At 61.4% G+C, this 20,885-nt stretch carries 24 protein-coding genes and 1 pseudogene; 8 read left to right on the top strand and 17 right to left on the bottom strand.

Annotated elements, in window-relative coordinates:
- Positions 1-36: 36 nt before the first annotated feature.
- The 12 genes from ybgF to aspS form a co-directional block, all read right to left on the bottom strand.
- Complete coding sequence (gene ybgF / locus E8F20_RS24980) at positions 37-861, bottom strand: tol-pal system protein YbgF (RefSeq protein WP_280286144.1); 825 nt, start codon at positions 859-861, stop codon at positions 37-39.
- Between the two features lie 6 nt (positions 862-867).
- Positions 868-1,365 carry a peptidoglycan-associated lipoprotein Pal gene (gene pal, locus E8F20_RS24975; RefSeq protein ID WP_028627602.1) on the bottom strand — a complete coding sequence of 166 codons (498 nt, stop codon included), beginning with the start codon at positions 1,363-1,365 and terminating at the stop codon, positions 868-870.
- A 57-nt stretch (positions 1,366-1,422) separates the two neighbouring features.
- Positions 1,423-2,727: a Tol-Pal system beta propeller repeat protein TolB gene (gene tolB, locus E8F20_RS24970; protein WP_028627601.1), complete on the bottom strand. Its 1,305-nt coding sequence runs from the start codon at positions 2,725-2,727 to the stop codon at positions 1,423-1,425.
- On the bottom strand, positions 2,724-3,737 hold the full coding sequence (gene tolA, locus E8F20_RS24965) for a cell envelope integrity protein TolA (RefSeq protein WP_280286143.1): 1,014 nt from the start codon (positions 3,735-3,737) through the stop codon (positions 2,724-2,726). Before tolA ends, tolB begins: the two co-directional genes overlap by 4 nt.
- Complete coding sequence (gene tolR / locus E8F20_RS24960; RefSeq protein WP_028627599.1) at positions 3,737-4,195, bottom strand: protein TolR; 459 nt, start codon at positions 4,193-4,195, stop codon at positions 3,737-3,739. Before tolR ends, tolA begins: the two co-directional genes overlap by 1 nt.
- A gap of 34 nt (positions 4,196-4,229) precedes the next feature.
- Positions 4,230-4,925, bottom strand: a complete 696-nt coding sequence (tolQ, locus tag E8F20_RS24955; protein WP_028627598.1) for a protein TolQ — start codon at positions 4,923-4,925, stop codon at positions 4,230-4,232.
- 2 nt (positions 4,926-4,927) lie between these two features.
- Positions 4,928-5,374 (bottom strand): tol-pal system-associated acyl-CoA thioesterase, encoded by a 447-nt coding sequence (gene ybgC, locus E8F20_RS24950; RefSeq protein WP_280286142.1) that lies wholly within the window; start codon positions 5,372-5,374, stop codon positions 4,928-4,930.
- 92 nt (positions 5,375-5,466) lie between these two features.
- Positions 5,467-6,519 (bottom strand): Holliday junction branch migration DNA helicase RuvB, encoded by a 1,053-nt coding sequence (gene ruvB, locus E8F20_RS24945; RefSeq protein ID WP_028627596.1) that lies wholly within the window; start codon positions 6,517-6,519, stop codon positions 5,467-5,469.
- A 6-nt stretch (positions 6,520-6,525) separates the two neighbouring features.
- Positions 6,526-7,131, bottom strand: a complete 606-nt coding sequence (ruvA, locus tag E8F20_RS24940; RefSeq protein WP_280286141.1) for a Holliday junction branch migration protein RuvA — start codon at positions 7,129-7,131, stop codon at positions 6,526-6,528.
- Positions 7,132-7,152: 21 nt separating this feature from the next.
- Positions 7,153-7,677 carry a crossover junction endodeoxyribonuclease RuvC gene (ruvC, locus tag E8F20_RS24935; RefSeq protein ID WP_028627594.1) on the bottom strand — a complete coding sequence of 175 codons (525 nt, stop codon included), beginning with the start codon at positions 7,675-7,677 and terminating at the stop codon, positions 7,153-7,155.
- Positions 7,678-7,813: 136 nt separating this feature from the next.
- Entirely contained in the window at positions 7,814-8,563 is a 750-nt protein-coding gene (locus E8F20_RS24930; protein ID WP_028627593.1) for a YebC/PmpR family DNA-binding transcriptional regulator, read from the bottom strand.
- A gap of 61 nt (positions 8,564-8,624) precedes the next feature.
- Positions 8,625-10,400, bottom strand: coding sequence for an aspartate--tRNA ligase (gene aspS / locus E8F20_RS24925; protein ID WP_280286140.1), 1,776 nt, complete (start codon positions 10,398-10,400; stop codon positions 8,625-8,627).
- Positions 10,401-10,672: 272 nt separating this feature from the next.
- Here aspS and E8F20_RS24920 point away from each other — a divergent pair, with 272 nt between their 5' ends.
- From E8F20_RS24920 to E8F20_RS24900, 5 genes and pseudogenes are all read left to right on the top strand, one after another.
- Entirely contained in the window at positions 10,673-11,491 is an 819-nt protein-coding gene (locus E8F20_RS24920; protein ID WP_280286139.1) for an SDR family NAD(P)-dependent oxidoreductase, read from the top strand.
- A gap of 134 nt (positions 11,492-11,625) precedes the next feature.
- Positions 11,626-12,096 (top strand): Dps family protein, encoded by a 471-nt coding sequence (locus tag E8F20_RS24915; protein WP_280286138.1) that lies wholly within the window; start codon positions 11,626-11,628, stop codon positions 12,094-12,096.
- Positions 12,097-12,203: 107 nt separating this feature from the next.
- A complete protein-coding gene (locus tag E8F20_RS24910; protein ID WP_280286137.1) occupies positions 12,204-13,271 on the top strand; it encodes a GGDEF domain-containing protein in 1,068 nt (355 codons plus the stop codon).
- Positions 13,272-13,346: 75 nt separating this feature from the next.
- Positions 13,347-13,745: pseudogene (locus E8F20_RS24905) on the top strand (cold shock domain-containing protein membrane protein); the annotation flags it as partial.
- 54 nt (positions 13,746-13,799) lie between these two features.
- The gene (locus E8F20_RS24900; protein ID WP_162945915.1) at positions 13,800-14,024 is read left to right on the top strand and encodes a cold-shock protein; all 225 of its coding nucleotides are present in this window, start codon (positions 13,800-13,802) and stop codon (positions 14,022-14,024) included.
- A 48-nt stretch (positions 14,025-14,072) separates the two neighbouring features.
- Here the strand turns inward: E8F20_RS24900 and E8F20_RS24895 are convergent, their stop codons facing one another.
- Both E8F20_RS24895 and E8F20_RS24890 read right to left on the bottom strand, forming a co-directional pair.
- Positions 14,073-14,279, bottom strand: coding sequence for a SlyX family protein (locus E8F20_RS24895; protein WP_280286136.1), 207 nt, complete (start codon positions 14,277-14,279; stop codon positions 14,073-14,075).
- Positions 14,280-14,282: 3 nt separating this feature from the next.
- Positions 14,283-14,708, bottom strand: coding sequence for an HIT domain-containing protein (locus E8F20_RS24890; protein WP_280286135.1), 426 nt, complete (start codon positions 14,706-14,708; stop codon positions 14,283-14,285).
- Positions 14,709-15,415: 707 nt separating this feature from the next.
- Here E8F20_RS24890 and E8F20_RS24885 point away from each other — a divergent pair.
- Complete coding sequence (locus tag E8F20_RS24885; RefSeq protein WP_280286134.1) at positions 15,416-16,783, top strand: OprD family porin; 1,368 nt, start codon at positions 15,416-15,418, stop codon at positions 16,781-16,783.
- Between the two features lie 67 nt (positions 16,784-16,850).
- Here the strand turns inward: E8F20_RS24885 and E8F20_RS24880 are convergent, their stop codons facing one another.
- Positions 16,851-17,264 carry a PaaI family thioesterase gene (locus E8F20_RS24880; RefSeq protein ID WP_280286186.1) on the bottom strand — a complete coding sequence of 138 codons (414 nt, stop codon included), beginning with the start codon at positions 17,262-17,264 and terminating at the stop codon, positions 16,851-16,853.
- A gap of 113 nt (positions 17,265-17,377) precedes the next feature.
- Between E8F20_RS24880 and E8F20_RS24875 the strand changes: the two genes are divergently transcribed.
- Positions 17,378-19,093: a proline--tRNA ligase gene (locus E8F20_RS24875; RefSeq protein WP_280286133.1), complete on the top strand. Its 1,716-nt coding sequence runs from the start codon at positions 17,378-17,380 to the stop codon at positions 19,091-19,093.
- Between the two features lie 8 nt (positions 19,094-19,101).
- A complete protein-coding gene (locus tag E8F20_RS24870) occupies positions 19,102-20,058 on the top strand; it encodes a hypothetical protein (protein ID WP_280286132.1) in 957 nt (318 codons plus the stop codon).
- A 42-nt stretch (positions 20,059-20,100) separates the two neighbouring features.
- On the opposite strand, the gene E8F20_RS24865 is transcribed toward E8F20_RS24870, so the two are convergent.
- Positions 20,101-20,376, bottom strand: coding sequence for an acylphosphatase (locus E8F20_RS24865; RefSeq protein WP_280286131.1), 276 nt, complete (start codon positions 20,374-20,376; stop codon positions 20,101-20,103).
- Between the two features lie 4 nt (positions 20,377-20,380).
- Positions 20,381-20,860: a TlpA disulfide reductase family protein gene (locus E8F20_RS24860; protein ID WP_280286130.1), complete on the bottom strand. Its 480-nt coding sequence runs from the start codon at positions 20,858-20,860 to the stop codon at positions 20,381-20,383.
- Between the last annotated feature and the right edge of the window lie 25 nt (positions 20,861-20,885).

Raw genomic sequence — 20,885 nt, 5'->3', positions numbered from 1 at the left:
GACTGGCGCGGGTTTTCGTGATTCGGCGACCCGAAGTCAGGGCAGGCGTTGCAGGTCTCGTTGAGCGAGCTGCGCAGCGGAACTGCCGGGGAACTGAGTGACCACCTGCTGAAGGATGGTCTTGGCCTTGGCAGTGTTGCCCTGGCGCTGCTCGACATCCGCCAGTTTATACAGGGAGTCCGGCACCTTCGGATGCTGCGGATAAGCCTGTCCAACGCGGGCAAAGGCTTGACTGGCACCAGGCAGATCGCCTTTGGCAAGATTCACTTCCCCCAGCCAGTACTGCGCGTTACCGGCATATTGGCTATTGGGGTACTTGCGCAGGAAGGCGTTGAAGGCCTGGCTGGCCTTATCGAAGTCTTTCTGCTTGATCAGGTCGAAGGCCGCGTCGTAGTAGAGCTTTTCCTTCGCGGGGTCGCCCGGTTCGCTGCTGGCAGCCGGTTGCTGCGCGGGCGCGGCCGGGGCGCCGTTGGCGGCGGGTGTGCCAGCGGCAGGAGAATTCGGGGCTACCGGTGCGCCGGCGGCAGCACCACCGGAAACACGGCGATCGAGGTCCTGGTAACGCTCCAGGCTTTCCTGTTTCAGGCGCTGGATCTCGTACTGCTGCTCCTCGAGCATGCCGCGCAGGCGAGCAATCTCTTCCTGCATTTGTTGGAGCTGCATGAACAGCTCGCCCTGCGCTGAGACAGGAGCCGCTGGAGCCCCTGTCCCGGCGTAGGCAGCGCCAGTCGTGCCGTAACCGGCCGGCGGGTAACTGGTGCCGTAACCGGCGTTGTTATCCACCACGGGAACCTCAGCCAGCACCGAGAACGGCAAACTGGAGAGGGCCAGGAAAGTCAAAGCACGACTGGACTTGCGCATCGCGAATTACTTACGCAGTTCTACGCGGCGGTTTTGCGCCCAGGACTGCTCGTCGTTGCCAGTGGCAACCGGACGCTCTTCGCCGTAGGAAACCAGTTCAGCCTGAGCCGGGGAAACGCCCTGCAGAACCAGGTAGCGCTGAACAGCCTTGGCACGACGCTCACCCAGAGCCATGTTGTACTCGCGGGTGCCGCGCTCGTCGGTGTGGCCTTCCAGGACAACGCGGTTGCCGTTGGCCTTCAGGTCTTTGGCGTGTACGTCCAGAGCGCGCATGGCTTCCGGCTTCAGGTCGGAGCTGTCGTACTCGAAGTAGAAGGTGGTGATAGCGCGCAGAGCGGCTTCTTCGCTCATGCTGCCGTCTACACCGCTGCCACCGGCGTTGTAGCCAGCGTTCGGATCAACAGCGCCTTCACCGGTGCCTTCGCCGCCTTTGGACGAGCAACCAACAGCTACGGCCATGGCCAGAGCGAGAGCGGCAAATTTGCCGAATTTCAGCATTTCCATCATGTAACTCCTAATGAACCCCAGGTGTGTTTAGCAAAGGTATTTTTTGTGACCGCTTCAGTTCAGGTACGGCGACCAGGACGGTTCGCGAATGTCACCCTGAACTGTGGGAATCGGGACCCGTACGCGCCCGTTTGTAGACACGAGCATCAGTACGCCGCCCCCCTGCTGGCGAGTTGCGTAGATTAGCATGGTGCCATTGGGCGCAACAGTGGGCGAGTCGTCCAGCGAAGTGCCGGAAAGGATGCGCGGAGCACTGCCCGAGCGGGTCAGATCCTGGGCAGCCACCTTGAAGTTGGTGAAGCCATCCTGACGGTGGATCATCACCAGCATCTTCTCGTCAGCCGAGAGCTTCGGGTTGGCGTTGTAGTTGCCCACGAAGGTCACACGCTGCGGCTCGCCGCCGTTGATGTTGGCCTTGTAGATCTGAGGCTTGCCCGCACGATCCGAGGTGAAATAGATGGTCTGGCCATCCGCGCCCCAGAAGGGTTCGGTGTCGATCGACATGTTGTTGGTCACACGGCGCATCTGGCGGCTTCCCAGGTCCATCACATAGATCTCCGGGTTGCCATCGCGAGACAACACGAACGCCAGGCGGTTGCCTTCCGGCGACCAGGCCGGGGCGCCGTTAAGGCCTTCGAAATTGGTGATCTGCTCACGGCGGCCGGTATCGATGTGCTGGATGAAGATGCGCGGGCGCTTCTGCTCGAAGGATACGTAAGCGATGCGGCGGCCATCGGGCGCATAGCGCGGCGACAGAATGGGCTCGCGGGACTGCAGCAGGGTAACGGCGCGCTGGCCATCGTAGTCGGAGCGCTGCAGGGTGTAGCGGGTGTTGTTCACCGAGAAGCGTTCAGCGGTCACGTAGAGCATGCGGGTAGAAAATGCGCCCTTGATGCCGGTGAGTTTCTCGAAAGACTGGTCGGCGATGTAGTGGGCCATGTCGCGCAGCTGGTCGTTGGTACCGCTGACGTTGCCGGCCAGGACCTGCTGTTCGGTGGTGACGTTGAACAGGGCGAACTGCACCTGCAGACGGCCGCCAGCCGGAACGATGCTGCCTACCAGCACGTACTGGGCGCCCAGGGCCTTCCAGTCACGGTAGATGACTTCGCTGGCCTGGCTCGGCAGGCTGATCATGTTCTGGCGCGGAATCGGCTCGAAGTAGCCGGAGTTGCGCAGGTCATTGCCGACGACTTCGGAGATGTCGGTGGGCAGCACGGTACCGCCCTGCCAGCCAAAGGGCACCACGGCGATCGGGGTTGCCCGGTCGGTACCACTGGTGATCACCAGCGGGTCGGCAGCCTGGACAGAGCCGACCAGCATGGCCACTCCGATCAGGGCGATACGAATCAGGGTTTTCACAGACCTAAATCCTCCGGTTTGAAGATGATGCGGCGCTGCCTGTACATCTGGTCAAAGGTAGCGCGATCCAATTGTTGCATCTCGGGAATGCGCCCGACGCTGCGGACCGCACTCACGGCCGAGCTGTCGAAGGGCGCATCACCGCTGGAGCGAGTGACACTGGCGTTGGTGATGGTGCCATCGGGCAGCATCTCGATCAGTACCTCTACGCTCATGCCATTACGTGCCGATGGCGGGCGACGCCACTGCTCGCTCACCAGTTTGATGATCAGGTCATCAAGACTGCCCGCGACCTGGTCGCCCACTTCATCAGCCAGTGCTTGCTGGCGACCGACGTCCTCGGAAAGCAACTCAGCCAGCGCCGCGGCTTTCTTGTCCTCGGCAGCCTTACGCTTGGCCTCCTCCGCTGCTTTCTTTTTCGCAGCATCGGCGGCGGCTTTCTTCTTCGCATCCTCGGCAGCCTTTTTCTTGGCTGCTTCGGCCGTCGCCTTTTTCTTGGCCTCTTCCGCGGCTTTCTTCTTGGCGTCTTCGGCAGCCTTCTTCTTGGCTTCCTCTTCCGCTTTCTTCTTGGCGACGTCGGCGAGCTTCTTCTGTTCAGCCTTCTTCGCTTCGTCGGCTTTCTTGGCTTCGGCCGCCTGTTTGGCCTCCTCGGCCTTCTTCTCAGCCTGCTCGGCCTTTCGAGCCTCTTCGGCTTTCTTTTGTTCCGCCGCCTTGGCCGCGGCGACTTTCTGTTCCTCGGCCTTCTTCTGCTCCATCTGTTCGGTCTCGAACTGCGGTGCAGAAGTCTTCTTGGCCTCGCCAGCGATCTTCTGGTTGGTCTGCGTAGTGGCCTGGCTTTGGGACTTCAGTTGGTACAGGGTGGCCTGCACGATGGGCCGGGATGGCGGCAGTTCCGGAGTGAAGGCGAAGCTGACGAACAGCATGCCGAACATCAGCGCGTGCAGGGACACGGCCCAGACAGTCGGCCAGAAATAGCTTTCCGAGGAGGAGCGTTCGCTCTGCTGTTGCATCAGGGCGCCTCGGTGATCAGCCCGACATTACCCACGCCGGCCTGCTGCAGGCCGCCCATGACAGCCATGACGGAGCCGTAGTCGACGGCTTTGTCGCCGCGCACGAAGACCTGCACCTTCTTACCCTGGCTGGTGTTCTGGCTCATGATCGCAGTGACTGTCTGTACCAGTTGCGGCAGCGCAGTAGCGGTTTCGCTGCCTTTGCCCTGGTCGGGGTCGACTTCCTCGCCCATGTTCCAGTAGTACGTCTTGTCGGCCTTGATGGAGATGGTCAGCACGCGGGAGTCGTTGTCCTGTGGCAAGGCCTCGCTGGAGACCTTGGGCAAGTCGACCTTCACGCCCTGGTTGAGCATGGGCGCGGTGACCATGAAGATCACCAGCAGCACAAGCATGACGTCGATGTAAGGCACGACGTTCATCTCGGCGACCGGTTTGCGTTTGTGGCGGGTTCTGGCCATGGCTTTAAACCTTTCCTCTCAGGGGCCCGGCGACTTACTCGTCGCTGGTGTGCACTTTGCGGTGCAGGATGGCCTGGAACTCGTCGGCGAAGGTGTAGTAGCGACTGATCAGGGTCTCACCACGAGCGGAGAAGCGGTTGTAGGCGATTACGGCCGGGATCGCGGCAAACAGGCCGATCGCGGTGGCGATCAGTGCTTCGGCGATGCCGGGTGCCACAGTGGCCAAGGTCGCCTGCTGCACCTGGGCCAGGCCGCGGAAGGAATTCATGATGCCCCAGACAGTACCGAACAGGCCGATGTAAGGGCTGGTGGAACCCACTGTCGCGAGGAAGGGCAGGCTCTGCTCGATCTTCTCTTCTTCGCGGGAAATGGCCACGCGCATCGCTCGGGCAACGCCTTCCATCACGGCGTCCGGGTCCACGCCAGCCTGCTGGCGCAGTCGGGAGAACTCCTTGAAGCCGGCACGGAAGATCTGCTCGACGCCGCAGTCCGGATCCGGATTACTGCCGGCCTGACGGTAGAGCTTGGACAGATCGATACCGGACCAGAAACGCTCTTCGAAGGTTTCCAGGGACTTCTTGGCGGCACGCAGCATGTTGCTGCGCTGGAAAATCATGATCCAGGAGGTGACCGAGGCGGCCACCAGGGTCAGCATGACCAGCTGCACCACGATACTGGCGTTGCTGATCAGGCTCCACATGGAGGTATGGTCGACGACGTTGGCTTCCACGCTTAATCTCCTGCTGGGAATAGACCCGGGTCGGCGGCGAAGGCTGAACGCAGCGCTTCGGGAATCGCCCGGGGTTTCAAACTGTCGGCACGTACACAGGCAATCAGGAACTGCCCTTCGCATAGCAATGCGCCATCGGCAGCTCGCCTGACCTGTTGACGAAAACGCAGGCTGGCACGGTTCAACTCAATTACCTCGGCACTGACATCCAACTCATCGTCCAGCTTCGCGGGCGCCACATAGCGCGCCTCAGCCGAATGCACGACGAACAGCAGGTTCTCCCCGGCCAGCTCCGACTGGGCAAAGCCCAGACTGCGCAGACACTCGGTACGAGCCCGCTCCATGAACTTGAGATAATTGACGTAGTAGACGATGCCACCCGCATCAGTGTCCTCGTAATAGACACGACAACGATGCTGGAATGGCTGGGCCCCATTTTGCGCGCGCATACTCTAGTGCTTACTCCTAAGGTTGCCAATCCGGCGGGGCAACTGTTTTTTCATGGCTCAGTCCTTGCCGAGCGCTTCGACCACGAAAGCGTCTATTCGTCACCCGAGCCGAACAGATCGGCTGTCGGATTTTCCGCCATCCGCTTGGGCAGGTTCAGCCCGAAGTGTAAGTAGGCATGACGGGTCACCACCCTCCCCCGTGGCGTGCGCATGATGTAGCCCTGCTGGATCAGGTAGGGCTCGAGCACGTCCTCGATCGTGTGACGTTCCTCACTGATGGCCGCAGCCAGGTTGTCGACACCCACCGGACCGCCATCAAACTTGTCGATCATGGTCAGCAATAGACGCCGGTCCTGGTGGTCGAAGCCACGCTCGTCGACATCCAGCAGGTTCAGGGCCTTGTCGGCGATGACGCGTGTGATCTCGCCCTGCCCACGCACTTCGGCGAAATCGCGCACCCGGCGCAGCAAGCGGTTGGCGATACGCGGCGTGCCGCGGGCGCGACGGGCAATCTCGAAGGCCCCCTCGGGCTCAATGTGCAGGCCGAGGATGCCGGCGGATCGGGCAACGATCGTGGCCAGGTCCTGGGTGTTGTAGAACTCCAGGCGCTGCACAATGCCGAAGCGGTCGCGCAATGGGTTGGTCAGCATGCCCGCGCGCGTGGTGGCGCCCACTAGCGTGAAGGGCGGCAGGTCAAGCTTGATGGAACGCGCTGCCGGGCCCTCGCCGATCATGATGTCGAGCTGGAAATCTTCCATTGCCGGGTAGAGCACTTCTTCGACTATGGGCGAGAGGCGATGAATCTCGTCGACGAAGAGCACGTCGCCGGCTTCCAGGTTGGTCAGTAATGCCGCCAGATCGCCTGGGCGCTCCAGCACGGGGCCGGAGGTACTTTTGATGGCCACGCCCATTTCACTGGCGATGATGTTTGCCAGCGTGGTCTTGCCAAGGCCGGGCGGGCCGAAAATCAGGGTGTGGTCGAGGGCCTCGCTCCGCCCTTTGGCAGCCTGGATGAACAGCTCCATCTGCTCGCGCACCACCGGCTGGCCGATATAGTCGGCCAGTTTCAGCGGGCGGATGGCACGGTCCAGCTGCTCGTCGCGGTCGCGGCTGCTGGCGGTGATCAGGCGGTCGGCTTCGATCATGCGGATTTACACCATTCCTTTCAGGGCGCGGCGGATCATTTCTTCACTGGACAACCCTTCCTCCTTGATGGCGGACACCGCGCGACTGGCCTCCGGGGGCTTGAAGCCAAGAGCGATAAGCGCAGCCAAGGCATCACTCTCGGCACTGGAGACTGCCACGCCAACCCGGGGTTCGACCACCAGGGTGGCGATGGCCGGCATGCTTTCCCAGGCCTTGAAGCGGTCCTTGAGTTCTACCAATAGACGCTCGGCGGTCTTCTTGCCGACGCCAGGAATCTTCACCAGGGTCGACGTATCCTGGGCCTGCACACAGCGCACCAGCTCGTCCACTTCCAGGCCGGACATCAGGGCCAGGGCCAACTTGGGACCGACTCCGTTCAGCCGAATCAACTCACGGAACAACTCACGCTCGCGCTTCTCGAAGAAGCCGTACAACAGATGAGCGTCCTCGCGCACCACCAGATGGGTGTGCAGGGTCACCGGCTCACCTACCGACGGAAGGCGATAAAGTGTGGTCATGGGCACTTCCAGCTCATAGCCCACCCCGTTGACGTCGAGAATCAGGTGCGGCGGTTGCTTCTCAGCCAGGTTGCCGCGCAGGCGTCCAATCACGAATAGCGTCCTATGTATTGATTACAAACGGAGACGGCCGCCCCGCCGCTTGGCGGTGGCCAGACCATGGGGAATCAGACTCTGCCGGTGGTGCGCGTGGCACAGCGCAATGGCCAGAGCATCCGAGGCGTCGATCTGCGGCTTTTGCACCAACTTGAGCAGGTGCATGACCATCATCTGGACCTGTTGCTTGTCGGCGCCGCCGGTTCCAGCGATGGCCTGCTTGACCTGGCTAGCCGTGTACTCGGCGATTTCCAGACCAGCCTCGGCTGCCGCGACTATGGCGGCACCCCGAGCCTGGCCCAGCTTGAGCGCGGAATCGGCGTTGCGCGCCATGAACACCTGTTCGATGCCCATGGTCACGGGCTCGAAGGTGCGGATGACCTCGCTCACGCCGCGAAAGACAATCTGCAAGCGTTCATGCAGCGGACCGGCGCCGGTGCGGATGCAGCCCGAGGCGATGTATTCGCAGCCGCGCCCGGTGTCGCGAACCACACCGTAGCCGGTGATGCGCGAGCCGGGGTCGATACCAAGAATCAGGGTCATGCCGCCGCAAGCTCCACGAGCCGACCCAAGGCCAGCACACTGTTTATTTATCCAGCCACGAGTATACGGACCGGCTCACCAACAAAAAAGCCGGAAGCGCACGGGGCGACTTCCGGCTTCGAGATCACGCAAGCAATCAGCCGAGTTGCTCCATGATCTCGTCGGAGATTTCAGCGTTGTGATAGACGTTCTGGACGTCGTCCAGGTCTTCCAGCATGTCGATCAGCTTCAACACCTTCTGCGCCGTTTCCAGATCAGCGATTGGCGCGGTGATCGACGGGATCATCGCCACCTCGGCCTCGTCGCCCTTGAAGCCAGCGGCGGTAAGGGCCTCGTTCACCGAGAGGAAGTCGGCAAAGGTGGTGTAGACCTCGACGGAACCGTCTTCTTCGGCCACGACGTCGTCAGCGCCAGCTTCCAGCGCTGCTTCCATCAAGGCCTCTTCATTGACACCCGGTGCGTAGCTGATCTGCCCCTTGCGGTCGAACATGTAGGCAACCGAGCCATCGGTGCCCAGGTTGCCGCCGCACTTGCTGAAGGCGTGACGCACTTCGGCCGCGGTGCGGTTACGGTTGTCGGTCATGGCTTCGACGATGATGGCCACGCCGCTCGGCGCATAACCTTCGTAGCTCAGCTCGACCATGTTATCGGCGTCGTTGGAACCGGCGCCGCGAGCGATGGCCCGATCGATGGTGTCGCGGGTCATGTTCGCAGTCAGCGCCTTGTCCACGGCCAGGCGCAAACGCGGGTTGTCCGCCGGGCTCGGACCGCCGTGCTTGGCAGCTACCGTGAGCTCACGGATGAGCTTCGTGAAGATCTTGCCGCGCTTGGCGTCCTGGCGTTCTTTGCGGTGCTTGATGTTGGCCCATTTGGAATGACCAGCCATAACTCACTCCGTACTCTCTGAACGGACGGCGCCTTCTGGCGCCGTCTCGGGTTGGTTCTATTTACTCGGCCTTGGCCTGTTCGCGCAGGCGGATGTTCAACTCGCGCAGGGCCTTTGCATCCACAGCACCCGGAGCCTGGGTCATGACGTCACCAGCGCTCTGGGTTTTCGGGAAGGCAATGACTTCGCGGATCGACGAAGCGCCGGTCATCAGCATTACCAGACGGTCCAGGCCGAAGGCCAGGCCACCGTGCGGCGGAGCACCGTACTTCAGGGCGTCGAGGAGGAAGCCGAACTTCTCTTCCTGCTCAGCATCGTCGATGCCCAGCACACGGAACACCGCCTGCTGCATGGACTTGTCGTGGATACGGATGGAGCCACCGCCCAACTCGGTGCCGTTCAGCACCATGTCGTAAGCGCGGGAAAGGGCCGCGGCCGGATTGGCCTCCAACTCCTGCGGAGTGCACTTGGGCGAGGTGAACGGGTGGTGCAGCGAGGTCAGGCTGCCATCGTCGTTCTCTTCGAACATTGGGAAGTCCACGACCCACATCGGCGCCCACTCCTTGGTGAGCAGCTTGAGGTCATGGCCGACCTTGATACGGAGCGCGCCCAGGGCGTCGCAGACGATCTTGGCCTTGTCGGCGCCGAAGAACACGATGTCGCCATCAACCGCACCCACGCGGTCGAGGATCACATTGAGGTTCTCTTCGGGGATGAACTTGACGATGGGCGACTGCAGACCCTCGACGCCCTTGGCGCGCTCGTTGACCTTGATGTAGGCCAGACCCTTGGCACCGTAGATACCGACGAACTTGGTGTAGTCGTCGATCTGGCTGCGCGGCATGGAGGCGGCGCCCGGCACGCGCAGGGCGGCAACACGGCCCTTCGGATCGTTGGCCGGACCGGAGAAGACCTTGAATTCCACTGCGCTCAGCTGGTCGGCAACGTCAACCAGCTCCAGCGGAATACGCAGGTCCGGCTTGTCGGAACCGTAGCGACGCATGGCTTCTTCGAACGGCATGTGCGGGAACTCGTCGAATTCGACATCCAGCACTTCCTTGAACAGCTGGCGCACCATCTTCTCGGTGATTCCGATGATGTCGCTTTCATCCAGGAAGCTGGTCTCGATGTCGATCTGGGTGAACTCCGGCTGGCGGTCGGCACGCAGGTCTTCGTCGCGGAAGCACTTGGCGATCTGGTAGTAGCGGTCGAAGCCGGCCACCATCAGCAGTTGCTTGAACAGCTGGGGCGACTGCGGCAGGGCGAAGAAGTGACCCGGGTAGGTGCGGCTCGGCACCAGGTAGTCACGGGCGCCTTCCGGAGTCGGACGACCCAGGATCGGGGTTTCCACGTCGAGGAAACCGTTCTCGTCCAGATAGCGGCGGATGCTGCTGGTGATGCGCGCGCGCAGCTTGAGCTTGGCTGCCATTTCCGGACGGCGCAGGTCGATGAAGCGGTAACGCAGACGGGTTTCTTCACCCACGTCGGAGTACTCGTCCAGCGGGAAGGGCGGAGTCTCGGCCTGATTCAGGACTTCGAGTTCGTAGCCCAGTACTTCGATGGCGCCAGACGCCATATTGGCGTTGCGCGCGCCTTCCGGACGTAGGCGGACCTTGCCGGTGATCTTGACCACGAATTCACTGCGGACGCGGTCGGCGCGAGCGAAGGTTTCTTCGCGATCCGGGTCGAACACCACCTGGGCCAGGCCTTCGCGGTCACGGATATCGAGGAAAATGACCCCGCCGTGGTCGCGGCGGCGGTGTACCCAACCGCAGAGGGTGACTTCCTGGCCGTCCAGGCTCTCGTTCAGTTGGCCGCAATAGTGGCTGCGCATCATGGTCGTGTTTCGCTTCTCTTGAGTCGTGAGTACGTCCGCCCACCGAAGGACGGCAGAGCATCCGGCGGAGGTGCAACCCCCTGCCGGACAGGCCGGGGTTCGCGGCAAAGAGCGGGATTATATAGCGTAAATTGTCACCGCGCAGCCGCCCGCCCCACCACCCCGGAAACCCTGATCGAGAGCGGGGTCGCTTGCTGGGCCGCAGGGCAGTGTCTAATCTCGCCAACACTCGCCCGACAGACGGACGCGAAGCACACCAGGAAGGAGCGGAGATGCAGTCGCTTGTAGGGAAAGTCGCAGTAATCACGGGGGCTGGCTCCGGCATCGGTCGCGCCCTGGCTAACCAGTTGGCCGAGCAGGGCTGCCACCTCGCTCTCGCAGATATAGATGCCGAGGGCCTCGAAGCCACTGCCGCGCCCCTGCGTCGAGAAGGCAGGCAACTCTCCACCCATCCGCTGGACGTCTCCGACCGCGACGCCGTACACGCCTTCGCCTGCAGCGTACTGACCCACCACGGACACGCCCACCTTGTGATCAACAACGCCGGCGTGGCGGTGTCGCAGACCATCGCCGAACTTCGCTACGACGATTTCGAGTGGCTGATGGGCATTAATTTCTGGGGCGTGGTCCACGGGACCAAGGCGTTCCTGCCTCACCTGCTGAGCCGGGGCGAAGGCCACATCATCAACGTGTCGAGCATCTTCGGCATCGTCAGCATGCCCACTCAGGGCGCTTACAACGCCAGCAAGTTCGCGGTGCGCGGGTTCACCGAAGCACTGCGCCAGGAACTCTGCGGCACCGCGATCAAGGTCAGCTGCGTCCATCCCGGGGGCATCCGAACCAACATCGCCCGCTCGGCACGCTTTTATCAGGGCATCGATGGCAGGACCGACGCCACCAAGGCCGCGGCCCGCTTCGACAAACTGGCGCGCACCTCTGCGGATCAAGCCGCACAGATCATCATCAAGGGCATAAAGGCCGGTCAGCCGCGCATCATGGTCGGTGCCGATGCCCGCTTTCTCGACCACCTGCAGCGCCTGCTACCTGCCAACTACCCTCGCCTGCTGGGCAAACTGCTTAAAAAGAGTTGAACCCCGTGCAGGCCAATGACTTCTGAACATCGCCTTCATTGATAGAAGACAAGGCTACCCCCTAAGCACCCCGTGTTAGGCTTTGCCCATCACGGCCCTGGTCCGGGCCACAAGCTACCGAGAGGAGAACTGGTATGGAAATCAACATCGGAATCGCGGAACAGGATCGCGCCGCCATCGCAGAGGGCCTATCCCGCCTGCTGGCCGACACCTACACCCTCTATCTCAAGACTCACAACTTCCACTGGAACGTCACCGGGCCGATGTTCAACACCCTGCACCTGATGTTCGAAGGGCAGTACAACGAACTCTCCCTGGCAGTGGACGCCATCGCTGAACGTATCCGCGCCCTGGGCTTCCCAGCGCCCGGCACCTACGCTGCCTACTCCCGCCTGTCGTCCATCAAGGAAGAAGAAGGCGTACCAGCTGCCGAGGACATGATCAAGCAACTGGTCCAAGGCCAGGAGGCCGTCGTGCGTACCGCCCGCGGTATTTTCCCGCTATTGGACAAGGTCAGCGACGAACCCACCGCCGACCTGCTGACCCAGCGCATGCAAGTCCACGAAAAGACTGCATGGATGCTCCGCAGCCTGCTCGCCGCCTGACCTGACAGGCACATAAAATAGGCCCGGGAAAGCCGGGCCTTTCGCTATGCGCGAAAGCCCGCCTGATCTATGCTCTGGCAATTCGATATCTCGCCACAGTGAAGTGCATGAGCAAGCCTCCGAAACATCCGTCGCTGCTTGAGCTTTTCCCCGAAGAAACCCGTGAGGCGGCCGACCTGCTGAAGCAGGCCATTCCTCACATGGTGCGCCATGCAATACCGCCAAACCCGGTGCACTACGCCCTCTGGTACACCTACAGCAAGGGTCTGGAGCCGGACCTCAACCGCCGACTGGACAAGATCACCAACGATTTCGACATCTTCCCGCCGGAGTCAGCCATCAAGCTGTTCCGCGAATACATCATTCGCGGAGAACTGGACGAGGCGCGTCATGGCCAGCAACAGGTCATCGACCTGGTGGACGACATCGAGGGCGACGTCAGCCGCAGCGTCAATGGCAGCCAGGCCTACCAAAGCAGCCTGACTGCGGGACTGGCCGCCCTGCACGAACCCATTATCGACGATCTACCCAGCGTGCTGAACCATCTCCAGGAAAGCACCCAACTGATGCAGGAGCAGCAGGAGCAGTTCCTCTATCGCCTGCGCGCTGCACAGGCGGAAATCCAGAACCTGCGCAACCAACTGGAACGCGCGCAACTGGCCGCCACCCTGGATGGCCTGACCCAGGTATTCAACCGCCAGGCGTTCACTCGCCTGCTGGAGCAATCCCTGAAAGGCGGCCAGGAAGGCCTGGCGCTGGTGATGCTGGATATCGACCACTTCAAGCAATTCAACGACCAGTTCGGCCATCCACTGGGCGATCGCGTGCTCCAACACGTAGGGCAGCTGCTGCGGGAGCTGTTGCCACCGCGCGCCATGGCTGGCCGCTACGGCGGCGAAGAGTTCTGTGTGGTACTGCGTGACTGCCAGGACCTGGACGCTGCAAGGACCTTTGCCGAGCAACTGCGCAACAAGATGCAAGCACTGCGCGTGAAAGTCCGTCGCACAGATCAAGTGCTCGACACGATCACCGCCAGCTTCGGCCTGGCCCTGGCGGAACCCGGCGACACCCTGGAAAGCCTTTTCACCCGGGCCGACGACGCCCTCTATCAGGCCAAGCGCAATGGCCGCAACCAGGTGCACCCGCCAGCCACGGTAGAAGCGCTAACCGCTTGATTTGAGTAGCCCTCTCCTTTCCTGTTAAATACAGCCGGTGCCGCATGTCGATCCAGCGACCTGCGGCATAGGCCGATGGCATGCCCTCTTCATCTCGCGTGGCCCGGCTCTTCCGTTAGAGATTCCGTTTCCAAGGTGAATCCATTGAACATACTGAAAATCGTCCATCTGTTGACGGGCGCTGCCGCTTTGCTGCTATCCTTCATTCCCAGCCTGCGCGCTGACGCCCTCCCCTACCTGCAACAACCCGATGCGCTTTACCTGGCCTTCTGCGGCCTGCTCAACCTGCTGCTGGCGCCGGTGGTTCCGGCCTGGGCCAAAGGCCTTCACAACCAACTGCAGAACCTGGTTTCCGCCCTGCTGGTACTGGCAGTGATCCTGCAGACCCTGATTCTCCTGGCCCCTCTGCCGGCAATCGGCGAGCAGCCGGCCGTCCTCGCCAGCCTCCTTGCGGTGATTCTCGCCGTCGCACTTCATCTGGCCATCAACTTGCGCAAGGTAACCCACGCACCGCTACTGCCCCAGGACATGTCCAACCGCGAAACCGGCACCGTGAAGTGGTTCAACACCTCAAAGGGCTTCGGTTTCATCTCCCGTGACTCCGGAGATGACATCTTCGTGCACTTCCGCGCCATTCGCGGCGAAGGCCACCGCGTGCTGATCGAAGGTCAGCGCGTGGAGTTCTCGGTAATCCAGCGGGACAAAGGCCTGCAAGCCGAAGACGTGATTGCCGCACTACCCAGCCGGCGCTGATAGCAACAATGAAACAGGCCGCCAATTGGCGGCCTGTTTCATGGTCGATCAGTAATGGGGCGGGGGCGCCTCGTCCTCGCCAGGGCCGAACTGGCCAAGCAACTCTTCCTGGCGCTTGGCCAGTGCCGTCACCTGGAGCTGCAGGCGATCTACCGCTTTCTGCTGCTCAACCAGTACATCGTTCAGGGTCTGGATAGTGTCATCCTGAAAAGCCAGTCGACTCTCCAAGTCAGCAATGCGTAGTTCCAAACTCATGGCTCACTCCTCCACGAAGCGGAAATCATCGGCCAGTACCAGGCGCAGCTTGGCACGAATGGCGGCCACATCGTCAGCTGAATAAGCCACAGCCGGATGGCGCCCCCAGACCGGAGCAGGCCAGGCCACATCCTCACGGCGCCGCACGATTACATGCATGTGCAATTGACTGACCACATTACCCAGCGTGGCGACATTCATCTTGTCGGCCCCAAAGGTGTCCTTGAGGGTTTCCGCCAGGAATGTCGTCTCTTGCCAGAGTTGACGCTGCTCGTCAGCGCCGAGCTGAAACAGCTCACTGACCTCCTCGCAACGTGGCACCAGAATGAACCAGGGATATCGGGCATCGTTCATCAACAGCAGGCGGCACAGGGGAAAATCACCAATGGGCAGGGTGTCCTGCTGAAGTCTTGGGTCCAGGGCGAACATACTGGCCTCTCCTGTTCGACGTTAGGGAATTCGAGATTAGCACCCTGCCACAGCCATACGACCAACGCAGGGGCGCGCAGCATAGCCAAGGCGCGCGGCGAGCGGAACTCGGAGCGCCCCGCCTCCTATATAAGGAAGCGAAGCGATACAGCGCACCAAAATCGCCCACGCCTGGCGTTTCGTTACCTCTCGCCACACTCGGGTTACTCTCCGCAAGCCAGACCGCAGCCGCTGACCATCCATGGCTTTAGCGTGATCGCCTGTCAATAGCCACCCAACGCGCAAAATGCCTCATTTCGGGGCATAGACTTTCCGCTCCAAGCAGGCTGGGATCAGGCATTGGACAGTGCTGGAACGACCGCACCACGTGGGCAAGGGAGGTTTTCTTTCCGCCCTGCCCAGTTTGTGCACGGTTGTTGCTTATCAGGTGCCAGGTCACACGCGGGAACGGCAACAACTCCAATGGGCGCCCACCCGCATAGTGCCTCGGATACATAGGGGATGAAGGGATGCAAGGCCGAACCTATAGATATGCGACACAGGTCTTTTCGATTTGCGACAGCACTGTGAAGAAATCGTAAGGACTAGGTTTCAACTATCGCCATAATTGTCGCCGTGCTATAAGTTAGCGCCGACACAAAAAGAAAGAACCGCCTTCCATAAATAAGAAAGCGGCGAGAATCTTCAAAACCAAAGGAGCAATCACAATGCAAGTGATGAAGTGGAGCGCACTGGCTCTGGCCGTGACCGCCGGTAGCATGCAGTTGGCTTTTGCCAGCGCCCAGGAAGAGTCCAAGGGCTTCGTAGAAGACAGCAACCTGACTCTTCTGAACAAGAACTTCTTCTTCTACCGCGACTTCCGTAACAACCCTTCCACCAGCCAGAACTACCGTAAAGAATGGGCCCATGGCATCAGCGCCATGTACGAGTCCGGCTTTACCCAAGGCACTGTTGGCTTCGGCGTTGACGCCCACGGCATGCTGGGCCTGAAGCTGGACAGCGGCAACGGCACCAACGGTACCGGCCTGCTCCCGACCGGCTCCGACGGTCGCTCCCAGGACGATTACTCCTATGCGGGTGGCTCCGTTAAAATGCAGGTGTCCAACACCCAGCTGAAGTACGGCAACCTGTTCCCGACCGCTCCGGTATTCGCTACCGGTACCGCTCGACTGTTCCCGGGCTCCGCTGAAGGCTTCCAGCTGCTGAGCAGCGAGATCGAAGGCCTGAACATCGACGCCGGCCACTTCACTTCCATCCGTGATGGCAGCTCCTCCACCAACAGCCACGGCGAAATCACCACCACCTACACTGGCATCGCCAGTGATAGCGCCGACTACGTGGGCGGTTCCTACTCGTTCACCGACAACGTCAGCGCTAGCCTGTATGGCTCCGAGCTGGAAGACATCTGGCGCCAGTACTACGGCAACCTGAACTGGAACATCCCGTTCAGCGACAGCCAAGCGCTGAACCTGGACTTCAACGTCTACCGCACCCTGGATGAAGGCAAATCCCTGGCTGGCGATCTCGACAGCACCGCCTGGTCCGCTGCCGCTGCCTACTCCATCGGCGCCCACAAGTTCACCCTGGCCTACCAGAACGTGAATGGCGACGAGCCCTTCGACTACATCTCGATGGACGGCCAGAACTCGGGCGACTCCATCTACCTGGCCAACTCCGTCCAGTACTCCGACTTCAACGGTCCGAACGAGAAGTCCCTCCAAGTCCGCTACGACCTGAACATGGCTGAGTACGGCGTGCCAGGCCTGAGCTTCATGGCCCGCTACATTTCCGGTAAGGATGTTGATGGCTCCGACGCACAAAAAGGTGGCGCCTTCTTCCCCCTCAATGAAGAGACCGGCGAGTTCGAGCAAGCTATCGGTGATGATGGCAAAGAATGGGAACGCGACATCGAAGCCAAGTACGTGTTCCAGGACGGCCCGGCCAAAGACCTGTCCATCCGCGTTCGCCATGCAACTTGGCGCGGCAACAAGGACATGGCCTTCTTCGGCTCCGCTGGCGGCACTGCCAACGACGAAATCCGTGTGATCACCGAGTACCCGCTGGATATCCTGTAATATCCCTCGCGTACACGTAAGCGATAAAAGAAACCCGGCCTAGGCCGGGTTTCTTTTTGCTCAAACTTTAATCACTCAAGGGCAACGCATACGTACCCGTTACATGTGCGACGAGATTCTCTTCCTCACCTTGCGAATAAAGGGACACTTCACAAACTGCTTGACGGCGACCAAGTTTAAGTATCCGCGCCTCAGCAACTAGATCCACTGGTTTGGGTTTCGCGAGGAAGTTGATATTCAAGTTGGACGTCACTGCCATCTCGACTTTACCGAGCCGCCCTAGCACGACTGCATACATGGCTGCATCGGCCAGCGCCATGATGGTCGGACCGGACAAGGTTCCCCCTGGACGCACCAATCTGGACTGGAAAGGCACCCTCGCCAGCGCGCCTTGCTCGTCGATCCGCTCGATACGGAGGTCGATATCCTCTGCCATGGGTACCCCAGCGCGAATCAATGCTTCAACCTGCTCTGCTGTCAGACTCACTACGTCGCTCTCCTCCCTCTACGGGACTGCAATCCTGTACGCCACTTGATCAGGGCCGTACAATGCCGAGCCATTCAAACCCCTCGCAACCGACAGAACGGCCAAACATGCGTACCAGTCAGTACCTGCTGTCTACCCTCAAGGAAACCCCCGCCGACGCCGTGGTGATCAGCCACCAGTTGCTGCTGCGTGCCGGCATGATCCGCAAGCTTGCCTCCGGCCTCTACACCTGGCTGCCAATGGGCCTGCGGGTACTGCGCAAGGTCGAGACGGTGGTCCGCGAAGAGATGAACGCCGCCGGCGCGCTCGAGGTGTTGATGCCCGCTGTGCAGCCCGCCGAACTGTGGCAAGAATCCGGCCGCTGGCAGCAGTATGGCCCTGAGCTACTGCGCCTGAAGGACCGCCATGAGCGCGAGTTCTGCGTTGGGCCGACCCATGAAGAAGTCATCACCGACATGGCGCGCAATGAGCTGAACAGCTACAAGCAGCTGCCGCTCAATTTCTATCAGATCCAGACCAAGTTCCGTGACGAGATCCGCCCGCGCTTTGGCTTGATGCGTGGCCGCGAGTTCGTGATGAAGGACGCCTACTCCTTCCACATGAACCAGGAATCGCTGCAAGAAACCTACGACCGCATGCACCAGGCCTACTGCAACGTGTTCAGCCGCCTGGGCCTGGACTTCCGTCCCGTGCTGGCCGACACCGGCTCCATCGGCGGCACCGGCTCCCACGAGTTCCACGTGCTGGCAGACTCCGGTGAAGACGATATCGCCTTCAGCGACAGCTCCGACTACGCCGCCAACGTCGAGAAGGCCGAAGCCCTGCCCCGCGAGACCGAACGTCCCGCCGCGAGCCAGGAACTCAAGCTGGTCGACACGCCGAATACCAAAACCATCGCCGACCTGGTGGAAAACTTCGACCTGCCGATCGAAAAGACCATCAAGACCCTGGTGGTGCATGCCGCCGAGGAAGGCAAGCTGGTCGCCTTGATTGTCCGCGGCGACCACGAGCTGAACGAAATCAAGGCCGCCAACCTGCCTCAGGTCGCCAGTCCGCTGGTCTTCGCCAGCGAAGCCGAACTGCGCCAGGCCATTGGCGCCGGCGCGGGCTCCCTCGGCCCGCTGAACCTGCCGCTGCCCTGTGTGGTGGACCGCTCCGTGGCCCTGATGAGCGACTTCGCCATCGGCGCCAACATCGACGACAAGCATTACTTCGGCGTGAACTGGGAGCGTGACCTGCCCCTGCCGGAAGTCGCCGACCTGCGTAACGTGGTCGCTGGCGACCCGAGCCCGGACGGCAAGGGCACCCTGGTGATCAAGCGCGGCATCGAAGTCGGCCACATCTTCCAGCTGGGCACCAAGTACAGCGAAGCCATGAAGCTGAACGTGCTCAGCGAACAAGGCAAGCCGGTCACGCTGATCATGGGTTGCTACGGTATTGGCGTCTCTCGCGTAGTCGCGGCTGCCATCGAGCAGAATTACGACGACCGCGGCATCCTGTGGCCTGAAGCCCTGGCACCGTTCCAGGTTGCCCTGGTACCGCTCAAGTACGAGACCCCAGCCGTCAAGGAAGCTACAGACAAGCTCTATGCCGAGCTGCGCGCAGCGGGTGTCGACGTGTTGCTGGATGACCGTGACAAGAAAACCAGCCCCGGCGTCAAATTCGCCGACATGGAGCTGATCGGCATTCCGCACCGCATCGTGGTGAGCGAGCGCGGCCTGGCCGAAGGCAACCTGGAATACAAGAACCGCCGCGAAACCGACAGCCAGGCTTTGCCGGTGGCTGAGGTTCTGTCCTTTATCACCGCCCGCGTGAATCGCTGATCGAAAGAATGTCCATGCGTAGTTCCCATTACCTCGTCGGCGCCGCCTTGTGCGGCACCCTCTTCGTCAGCGGCTGTGCCAACCATTTGCCACAGCGCAGTGAGCACGAAGAGCGTGTCGAGCGCAAACTGCTGAACCATAGCCTGCAGATCGACGTGGGCGACCCACAGGTACTGGAACTGCCGCAACGACGCATCCGCATCAACGAGCAGAAGACCTTCGAAGTCACTGAGTTCGAAGTTAGCCGTCACTACGATCGCTACACGCCCTACCAGCCCTGGCGGGAGCTCTACGAGGTTCCGTTGGGCGCGGTGGCGGTAGTAGCCGGTGTTGGCGCCAACGTACTCAACGTGGTGTTGCTCGGCAGCCTGCCGGACACGGCTACCAAGGACTGGATCAGCTACGGCTTTGCCGGCCTCAACCCGGCAATGAACGTCGAGTCCAACGGCCGTTCCGAGCAGAACCTGGCCAGCATCGACGAGAAGCAGCAAGACAAGCGCATGGAGTACTCCAGCCTACCCTGGGCCGAACGTCCGGTACTGGTGAAGCTGGGTGGCCACACCCATGAGCTGCTGACCGATCGCAATGGCATCCTGCGCCTGAACCTGCTGGACGGCCCTTTCGCCGACCAGGACATCAGTCGCATCGGCCAGCTCCTGCTGAGTGTCGAAGACCCCATGGACAGCGCCCGAGCCGATGCCACCCTGGGCATCAGCCACGCCCTGCGTGGCAAGCTGGCGGAAGCCCATGCACTGATCTTCGAAGACCTCGAAGACGACGAGGTCCCGCAGTGGGTCCATCGAGTCAAGCGCCTGTCGGAGCTGGGTCTGGAAGAGGAAGCCAGCGAACTGGAGCAGAGCCTGATCGAGCTAACACGCAACGATCCAGAGCTGCAGCAGGAGTTTCTCCAATCACTGATGAAAGACGCCGGGCGACTGGCTGCCGACCCCGGCGATTCGGATTGAGCCCTTCCAGGAGCGAGCCTGGCGCGCTCCTGCCTCACGGCCTCAGCGCCGCACGATAAAGCCGGTGATGCCCTGCAGCGGCTGCTCCTGAAGCTCCACGCCGGTCACCTCTGCCTCGGCCGGTCCCTCCTCCAGCCAGGCAGCCAACTCGCGTACCGCGCCATCCTCCCCCTCCACCAGCACCTCGACCCGGCCGTCAGCCAAGTTGCGCACCCAACCATCCAGCTCCAGGCGGTCGGCTTGCTCCTGCGTCGACTGACGGTAATAGACACCCTGCACCTTACCGCTCACGTAGCCATGCAGACAGATTCGCGCCATCGTCCTACTCCCCTTTGCGCAGCTCTTCGAGGCGCGCAGTCAGGCCCGCCGCAGTCTGCTCGCCCAGCAAGCGCTCCCGCAATTTGCCCTGAGCATCAATGATGTAGGTGACAGGCAACGCTTCACTGCGCGGCAGGTCGTAACGCGTGGACGGGTCTTCCGCCAACACCGTGAACTGGATGCCCATTTTCTGCGTCGCCTGGCCGAGCTCATCACCCTTCAGCCCGTCAAAATTGACCCCCAACACCTTTACGCCCTGGTCAGGTTGCTGCTTGGCGAAAGCGTTGAGTTCGGGAATCTCCGTACGGCAGGGCGCACACCATTCGGCCCAGTAATTGATGACCAGCCACTGGCCTTCGAGGCGCTCAACCGCTACCTTCTGTCCATGCTGATCGACGCCAACATCGTCCGAGCAGTTGGCCAGGAGCAGGCCAGCGCCCATCAGTGCGAACACCCCTATTACAGCCTGGAGTCGCGATCCCATGCATTCGGTCCTCGTGTACGCGGGG

The sequence above is a fragment of the Pseudomonas sp. BN415 genome (assembly GCF_029871195.1).
Lineage (GTDB): Bacteria > Pseudomonadota > Gammaproteobacteria > Pseudomonadales > Pseudomonadaceae > Metapseudomonas > Metapseudomonas resinovorans.
Note: the sequence above shows the minus strand (reverse complement) of the source record. Positions and strands in the feature narration are given on the sequence as shown.